The following is a 7507-nucleotide window of genomic DNA, read 5'->3' as shown; positions in this document are numbered from 1 at the left end:
CCGGGCTGCGGCGCCGCCCCCGGCGCGAGACGCTGCGGGTCGCGGCCACGGCCTCGACCGGCAGGCCGGCATCCTGCTCGCAGTCATCGTGGTCGCGGCGCTGGCGGGCGGCCTCGCCGGCGCCGAACTGTATGCGCGGCACCGCGCGGACGACGTGCTGGTCGGCATCGCCGAATGCGTGGTGGAGGACGGAGCGAGCATCTCCTACGGGGTGAACCCGCCGTTCCTGTGGCAGCACGTGACGGGTCACTACACGAACATCTCGGTGCACACCGCCGGAGACCGGGTGCAGGCTGCTGACGGGATGACCGCCGACGTCGTCCTCGAGGACATCCGGCTGCACGGCAGCGAAGACTCCAAGGGCACTATCGGCTCGCTGAGTGCCACGCTGACGTGGCGTTCGGACGGCATCAGGGACACCGTCGCGGAGAATCTGCCGGGCGTCGGGGCTCTCGTCACCGGCGTCCGCACCGACCCGGCGGCGGGCACCATCGTGCTCGACGCCGGCGCCGCCAGCGTGACCGCCAAACCTGTTGTGGTAGACGGTGACTTGAATCTAGAGGTGCTGGACGTGCAGGGGCCGTTCCCGAAGGCGGTCGTGCAGGGCGCGCTGAACGACCTGACGAAGAACCTGAACGACAACTACCCGTTGGGTATCCGTGCCGACAGTGTCGAGGTCACCGACGCCGGCGTCGTGGGGACCTTCTCCAGTCGGGACGCTGCGATTCCACAGGACGACGCCGATCCCTGTTTCGCCCCGCTGTGAATCAGACCTGTTGCCGCACATGCTTGGTGACCCACTGGGCCGCAAGTTTGACCAGTCCTGACTGCGGATAGCGCACATGGGCGGAGAAGTCCTCGCCGCGTGAGCACACCGGGTCGTTGGTGTTGCACAGATCGGCGGTGCGGGCGCCGAAGTCCGGGCTCAGCACGGTCAGGGGTCGTCCGAGGCGTGCCGACGGGTTGCCGAACACCGCGATCGCCGCGACGTGCGGGATCACGGCGGCAGGCAGCGGGGCGGTGTAACCCAGCCCGGCGATCGGGGCGGTGGCCACGACATCGATGACCGCCGCACCCTGGGAGTAACCACCGAGCACGATCCGGCTGTCCGGGCAGTTCGCGGCGATGGTCTGCACGCGCCTGCTGGCGTCGTTGGCGCCGGTGGCGACCTGGAGGAAGTCCCACGACGCGGGGTAGCGGACGGCGTAGGTGCCGATGGTCTGGTCCTTGATCATCGGTCGCAGCGTGTCGACGAGCGCCTTGCCGACGACCCCGAGACCGGGGGGTTCGTCGGTGCCCCGGGCGAACACGACCTCCACGTCGTGGCACCGCGGTGCCGCCGTTGCGGTCGGCGCGCCGACCAGCGCTGCGGCCGTCATCGCCGCGGTGGCCGCGATCGTGGACATGGTGGTGATTCGGGCGCTCACGGACCTCTCCTCGACCGGGCGTGGTGGGACGATGACCTCCCGTCAGTACCCGTTAGTCACAGCTTTCACTCCTTTAACAGCGTGAAGAAGCTGTGCGAGGGATCGTCCGGGCCGGGGCTGCCCGGGGCGGTGTCCCTGGTGATCGGGTGATCGAGGTTCCTCGGGGACGGGTCCTCGACGCGGGCCCAGTCCGTGACGACCGCACGGGCGACGAAGCGCCACTGGCCGTCGTGCTTCCGGTATTTGTCCAGGTAACGCCCGCCCACCGTGACGTCGACGTCCCGGTCGCCCGCGGCCAGGGTATGGGTGGCGATCGTGTAGATCTCACCCTCGGCCACCTCGCCGTCGACGGCGAAGTTGGTCGTCGTGACGTGATGCTGCATCGAGCGCAGATAGGGGCGGGCTGCCGCGATCCGGTCGGCGAACGCGTTTGCCGTTCCCGACGAGAATCCGCCGTGGTCGTCCTGCGCCTCGGCGTGGTAGAGCCTCCTCAGTGTGTCGACGTCACCGCGGTCGACGGCGCGGCAGTAGCGGTGCACCAGCTTGAGAAGCTGATGCTCGTCGAGCATCTCCTGCAGTGCCGCATCGGTCGAGCCCATTCGCCCAGCCACCTTCCGGTTCTCGTGGTTCAGTCCTGAACGGCCTTGGCGACCGCCACGTACCTGGTCAGTGCGTCTGCGGGGGCGCCGGGCACAGGTTCCCGGGTGGCGTTCCACACCACGCGGATCAGCGTCCAGGCCCTGGCGCGGTCCTCGTCGAGACCCGCGGCGTCGACGAGTGTGTAGAAGCGACGGCGCACTCCGTCGCGGACATCGTGGGCGAGTTCGTGCCAGCGGTGCCACAGCGTCGGGGCCAGCTCGTAGTGCGGGTCACCGTTCATCGGCTCGGGGGAGATGGCCAGCCAGGGTTGGCGGTCCGCGGCGAGCACGTTGCCGGGGTGCAGATCACCGTGCAGCACGACCGAATCGACTGATTCCGCGGTCAATTCGCGAGCCAGCGCCGCCGCCTGCTCGACCAGTCGGTGCGGGACCGCGGAGCGGCGGGGTAGGCGTTCGGCGGAGTCGACCCACCGGGTCACCTGCGCGTGCAGCGACGGCAACTGCGGCATCGGCGGTACGTGCAACTGGCCAGAGAGGCCGGCGACGATCTCGCACGCCTCGACGTCCGGCCTAGTCGTCAGCGACTGTGGGTGCAGCCTCTCCAGCAGAACCGCGCGCTGCGGCGGGTCGGCGCGCAGCAGCCGTACCGCTCCTCGACCGCCCCAGCGTCGCAGCACGAGATGCTCGTGACAGGGCGCGGTGTCGTGCGCACCCACCTTGAGGACCGCGGGGACGTTGTCCTCGGTGACGACCGGCGCCACGAGCGACGCCGTGCCCTCGCGGACCGGACCGTCGGTCCGCAGCTGCCACCGGTCGAGGTGGTCGCGCAGCGCAGCACCGAGATCGCGTTGTCGATCCGTCATCGATTGTGTTCCGGCACTGCCTAATTCGACGCCGGGTGCGGCGCCCGCTGTTCGGCCGCGTGATCCTCGATCGCCTTGCCGATCGCGTGGGCAGCCTGGTCGACAAACGTGCGGCCGCTTCCGGTGACCCAGTCGCGGGACGCCGTCGGCGGGGTGAGCTGTCCGGTGAAATGCGGGATCACGTACTGCGCGAACAGTTCATAGCTGTGCGACTTCGCAGCGGGGGGAGCCCAGTCGTGGTCGAACAACAGGAACGCGCCGAACCCGCCGTTGCTCGCCTCGACCAGTTCCTCGATCTTGGCGATCGCGTCCTGCGGGGTGCCGATCACCGCGAAACCCGTCGCGTGATTGTTCGCGATGATCTCGGCGGGTGTGTCGCCCTGCACCGGCCCCGCAGGCAGGATGTGCGAAAAGTACTGCGAGAACTCCGCGATCCCGTATTCGACGTCGCGCTCGGCCTGCTCGCGGGTCTCTGCCAGATGCATCGGGCCCACCAGCCGCCACTTAGACCGGTCGGCGACGTGGCCGTGCTCGCGGGCCACCTCCTGCCAGGTGTCCCAGTGTTGGGCGAGCAGGTCCATGCCCTGCCTGGCCGTGGCCGCGATCGAGAGCATGCCGATGCCGTGGCGGCCCGCGCCGCGCGGGCCGGTGGGGGAGAACGACGCGGCGACGGCCACGTCGAAGCACGGATCGCTGTAGGGCCGTAGCTGCAGGCGTGCGTCCTGCAGCGTGAACCCGTCGGTGTGCATGGTGACGGTCTCGCCGCGCAGCAGTCGCATGATCGCGTCCAGGCACTGTTCCATGCGCGGTCGCTGCTCGTCGGCGGGGATACCCAGCATGTGTGCGTCCGAGGTGAGTTGGCCTGGGCCGCAACCCAGCATCACCCGCCCCCGGGTGAGGTGGTCGAGCAGCACCATCCGGTCGGCGAGCAGCAGCGGCTGGTGGTAGGGCAGCGAACTCACTCCGGTGCCGAGCCTGATGTGCTTGGTGCGCTCGGCGGCGACCGCGATGAACACCTCGGGGGAGGCGATGATCTCGAAGCCCGCCGAGTGGTGCTCGCCGACCCACGCCTCGTGAAATCCGAGGCGGTCCATCGCGACGATCAGGTCGAGGTCCCGTTCCAGGGCGAGGGTGGGATTCTGCCCGACGGGATGGAACGGGGCCATGAAGCTACCGAAGCGCATCCGGCCATTCTGTCTGCGGAGGCGGCCGCGCAGGGTGATTTCGGACCAGACCCCCGGTCCCGGCTGAGCCGGGGTGTCGATTTTGCACTTCGGGGTATCTGCCTCTACGGCTCGGTGTGGAGCCCGGAAAGCACTTCGACATGGGGCGACAAAGAGGGGGCCGACTGATGTCTTCAGACACCACAGAGGTGAACGCCGCACCGACCAAGTTGGCGCGCAAGATCACAGGCCCGCTGTTGTTCCTGTTCATCCTCGGCGACGTGCTCGGCGCCGGCGTGTACGCGCTGATGGGGAAGCTGTCGGCGGAGGTCGGCGGGGTGCTGTGGGCGCCGCTGGTGGTGGCGATGCTGCTGGCGCTGCTCACCGCAGGGTCTTACGCCGAGCTGGTGACGAAGTACCCGCGTGCGGGAGGCGCGGCGGTGTTCGCCGAGCGGGCGTTCGGAAAACCGCTGATCGCGTTCCTGGTCGGATTCAGCATGCTGGCCGCGGGCGTGACCAGCGCCGCGGGCCTGGCTCTGGCGTTCTCCGGCGACTACCTCGCCACGTTCGTCGACGTCCCGGTCGTCGTAGCGGCGCTGGTCTTCCTGGTGCTGGTCGCCTGTCTCAATGCCCGCGGCATCAGCGAATCGCTCAAGACCAACGTCGTCATGACGGCGATCGAGCTGACCGGCCTGGTCATCGTGATCGCCGTGGTCGCGATGATGCTGGGCCGCGGAGACGGGGACATCGGCCGCGCCACCACGCTGCCCGACGGCGCGTCGCCGGGGCTGGCGATCCTCGGCGGCGCGATTCTCGCGTACTACTCGTTCGTCGGTTTCGAGACCTCGGCCAACGTCGTCGAGGAGATCAGGAACCCGCGACGGGTGTACCCGGCGGCGTTGTTCGCGGCGTTGATCACCGCCGGCGTGGTGTACGCCCTGGTCGGTCTGGCCAGTGCGATCGCGTTGCCCTCCGGCGAACTCTCGCAGTCCTCGGGGCCGTTGCTCGATGTGGTGTCGGCCTCCGGCGTCGGGGTGCCGGACTGGCTCTTCAGCCTGATCGCGCTGATCGCCGTCGCCAACGGGGCGCTGCTGACGATGATCATGTCGAGTCGGCTGGGCTTCGGGATGGCAGAACAGGGGCTGCTGCCCGACGTCTTGTCCCGGGTGCTGCCCAACAGGCGCACCCCGTGGGTCGCCATCGTCGCGACGACGGCGGTGTCGATGCTGTTGACGCTGGTCGGCGACCTGTCCACCCTCGCCGAGACGGTGGTGTTACTGCTGCTCTTCGTGTTCCTGGCCGCGAACGTCTCGGTGCTGATGCTGCGACGCGACCACGTCGAACACGACCACTACCGGGTCTGGACGTTCGTCCCGGTTCTCGGGGTGGGGTCGTGCGTGCTGCTCATGACGCAGCAGAGCGGCAAGGTCTGGTTGCTGGCAGCGATGCTGCTGGGAGTCGGCGTGGTGCTGCACTTCGTCACCCGGCGGTACTCCAGCGCCGCCCCCGCGAACGCGTGAGGGACTCAGCGCTTGGTGGCCGTCACCAACAGATACTCGGCCTCATAGGCGGTCCGGCCGGGTTCCCCGGAGGTGTTCCACTGCTCCAGGAATGCCAGGAAATCGCGGTCCAGAGCCGACAACCGGTCGGGATCCTGGGCGTTGAAGCCGTACACCGCGATGGTGGGGCCGTAGTTGGACTTCCAGTACTCACGGAATTCCAGCGGTGTCGCGCAGCGGTCCATCAGGACCGTCCGGCGCTGCATTTGTAAGTCGGCGACCCTGTCTCCGAACAACTTCCGGACGTGATCCTCGCTGCCCCACAACGGCGCGGCGCCGGCCCCCGGTGGCGGCGGGGCGGCGTAGGGCTTCATCGTGGCGAACAGGTTGCCGATGAACCCTTCCGGCGTCCAATTGATCAGGCCGATGGTGGCGCCCGGACGGGCAACCCGGACGAGTTCGTCGGCGGTGGCCTGGTGGTGCGGTGCGAACATCGCGCCGACACACGACATCACGACGTCGAAGTCATTGTCGGGGAACGGCATCGACTCGGCATCGGCTTCGACCCAGTCGAGTTCCACTCCGCGTAGTGCGGCGATGGCGCGCCCGGCTTCGAACAGTTCCGGGGTCAGGTCACTGGCCACGACCGTCGCGCCGGACACAGCCGCCGGGATCGCGGCATTGCCCGAGCCCGCGGCGACGTCGAGCACCCGTTGGCCGGGACCGATGCCACACGCTTGCACCAGCCGTGGCCCGAGGTCAGGGATCAGCTCCGCGGCCACGGCGGGGTAATCGCCCGATGCCCACAGCGCGCGGTGCCTGGTTTTGAGTTGACGGTCGGCGTCGGGTTGGCCCGTCACGCTGTCAGCAGTGGTCATCTGTCTCCTCGAATCTGTCAATGGGTGCCGTGGTCCGCGCGACCGGCTGCAGAAACCATCGCCCACCGACGGCTCGCCCACATCGGGGAGCGACTACCTGTATTTGTGCCCACCACCCCCTCAGGTGCGGATGCGGTCTCGCGCCGCGCTACGTACCGCGGTGCGGCGCCCGGCCGCCGGCGGCGCGTTGCGGGGCTGCGGCACAACCGCTTCTGGGCGCCCGACGGCGGGCCGGCGCAGGATCGTGCCCGCTGCAGCCGCGCCTCCGCGGCCGATGCTATCCGCATTCGACCCGGCCCATCAGCGGAAACGGCAAGTTCGGCGGGCCGGCGTCCGCAGCTGCCGACCAGTCCGGCGCAAGGTGTTTGCCAAATCGGCTGAAGTGGAATAATGCGGCAATGCCGCGTGCCGATCAGTCGTGTGAGGGTGGGTCGTCTGCTGACGAATCGCCCCAGGCGGGGGGTGACCTCCGCATCGGCGGCTTCCGGTTCTGGTTCGTCGGCCAGCGGTGGGAGTGGTCGGACGAGGTGGCCCGGATGCACGGCTACGAGCCCGGCACGGTCACCCCCACCACCGAACTGCTGCTCTCCCACAAACATCCCGACGACCGCCGCCATGTGCAGGAGTTGCTCGACCGTGCCCTGCACTCCGGCGGGGCGTTCTCCAGCCGGCATCGCCTCCTCGACACCCGCCACCGCGAACACAGCGTTCTCGTGCTGGGCGACAGGATGTTCGACGACAGTGGCGCCGTCGTCGGCACCGAGGGTTACTACGTCGACCTGACCGACACCCTCGATCAGACCCGCCGCGACGTGCTGAACACCTCGCTGCCCGATCTGTTCGCCGCGCGCGCGGCCATCGAGCAGGCCAAGGGCGCTCTGATGCTGGTCTACCGCATCGACGAGACCCAGGCGTTCGAGTTGCTGCAGTGGCGGTCTCAGCAGACGAACACCAAACTCCGGGCACTCGCCGGCCGGATCGTCGCCGAGTTCCACAAGGTGGAGGTGCGCGGCGACGATCTGCGCCGGCAGTTCGACCACCTGCTCCTGACCGCGCACCAGCGCGTCGAGTGACTGTC

The 7507-nt window shown here is 68.8% G+C and carries 8 protein-coding genes; 3 read left to right on the top strand and 5 right to left on the bottom strand.

What is annotated here, in order from left to right:
* Positions 1–766, top strand: a 766-nt coding sequence (locus MVA01S_RS07085) for an LmeA family phospholipid-binding protein (RefSeq protein WP_060941563.1), incomplete at its 5' end; no start/stop codon positions are given.
* Between the two features lies 1 nt (position 767).
* Here MVA01S_RS07085 and MVA01S_RS07080 read toward each other — a convergent pair.
* The 4 genes from MVA01S_RS07080 to MVA01S_RS07065 form a co-directional block, all read right to left on the bottom strand.
* Complete coding sequence (locus MVA01S_RS07080; protein WP_051015214.1) at positions 768–1406, bottom strand: cutinase family protein; 639 nt, start codon at positions 1404–1406, stop codon at positions 768–770.
* 86 nt (positions 1407–1492) lie between these two features.
* Positions 1493–2026 (bottom strand): nuclear transport factor 2 family protein, encoded by a 534-nt coding sequence (locus MVA01S_RS07075; RefSeq protein ID WP_003928934.1) that lies wholly within the window; start codon positions 2024–2026, stop codon positions 1493–1495.
* A 29-nt stretch (positions 2027–2055) separates the two neighbouring features.
* The gene (locus MVA01S_RS07070; protein ID WP_003928933.1) at positions 2056–2889 is read right to left on the bottom strand and encodes an aminoglycoside phosphotransferase family protein; all 834 of its coding nucleotides are present in this window, start codon (positions 2887–2889) and stop codon (positions 2056–2058) included.
* 20 nt (positions 2890–2909) lie between these two features.
* The gene (locus MVA01S_RS07065) at positions 2910–4073 is read right to left on the bottom strand and encodes an LLM class flavin-dependent oxidoreductase (protein ID WP_003928932.1); all 1164 of its coding nucleotides are present in this window, start codon (positions 4071–4073) and stop codon (positions 2910–2912) included.
* 167 nt (positions 4074–4240) lie between these two features.
* On the opposite strand from MVA01S_RS07065, the gene MVA01S_RS07060 reads away from it, so the two are divergent.
* Positions 4241–5572: an APC family permease gene (locus tag MVA01S_RS07060; protein WP_040540134.1), complete on the top strand. Its 1332-nt coding sequence runs from the start codon at positions 4241–4243 to the stop codon at positions 5570–5572.
* A gap of 5 nt (positions 5573–5577) precedes the next feature.
* On the opposite strand, the gene MVA01S_RS07055 is transcribed toward MVA01S_RS07060, so the two are convergent.
* Positions 5578–6429, bottom strand: coding sequence for a class I SAM-dependent methyltransferase (locus MVA01S_RS07055; protein ID WP_003928930.1), 852 nt, complete (start codon positions 6427–6429; stop codon positions 5578–5580).
* A 398-nt stretch (positions 6430–6827) separates the two neighbouring features.
* On the opposite strand from MVA01S_RS07055, the gene MVA01S_RS07050 reads away from it, so the two are divergent.
* Positions 6828–7502 carry a PAS and ANTAR domain-containing protein gene (locus MVA01S_RS07050; protein WP_003928929.1) on the top strand — a complete coding sequence of 225 codons (675 nt, stop codon included), beginning with the start codon at positions 6828–6830 and terminating at the stop codon, positions 7500–7502.
* Positions 7503–7507: the final 5 nt, after the last annotated feature.

The organism is Mycolicibacterium vaccae NBRC 14118 = CIP 105934 (assembly GCF_001552715.1).
GTDB classification, from domain to species: Bacteria; Actinomycetota; Actinomycetes; order Mycobacteriales; family Mycobacteriaceae; genus Mycobacterium; species Mycobacterium vaccae.
This window is presented reverse-complemented; position numbering and strand designations above follow the sequence as displayed.

What these genes read in the sequence shown, in the direction of transcription:
- MVA01S_RS07080 (WP_051015214.1), bottom strand. Translation starts at nt 1,406, where the DNA reads ATGTCCACGATCGCGGCCACCGCGGCGATGACGGCCGCAGCGCTGGTC.
- MVA01S_RS07075 (WP_003928934.1), bottom strand. Translation starts at nt 2,026, where the DNA reads ATGGGCTCGACCGATGCGGCACTGCAGGAGATGCTCGACGAGCATCAG.
- MVA01S_RS07070 (WP_003928933.1), bottom strand. Translation starts at nt 2,889, where the DNA reads ATGACGGATCGACAACGCGATCTCGGTGCTGCGCTGCGCGACCACCTC.
- MVA01S_RS07065 (WP_003928932.1), bottom strand. Translation starts at nt 4,073, where the DNA reads ATGCGCTTCGGTAGCTTCATGGCCCCGTTCCATCCCGTCGGGCAGAAT.
- MVA01S_RS07060 (WP_040540134.1), top strand. Translation starts at nt 4,241, where the DNA reads ATGTCTTCAGACACCACAGAGGTGAACGCCGCACCGACCAAGTTGGCG.
- MVA01S_RS07055 (WP_003928930.1), bottom strand. Translation starts at nt 6,429, where the DNA reads ATGACCACTGCTGACAGCGTGACGGGCCAACCCGACGCCGACCGTCAA.
- MVA01S_RS07050 (WP_003928929.1), top strand. Translation starts at nt 6,828, where the DNA reads ATGCCGCGTGCCGATCAGTCGTGTGAGGGTGGGTCGTCTGCTGACGAA.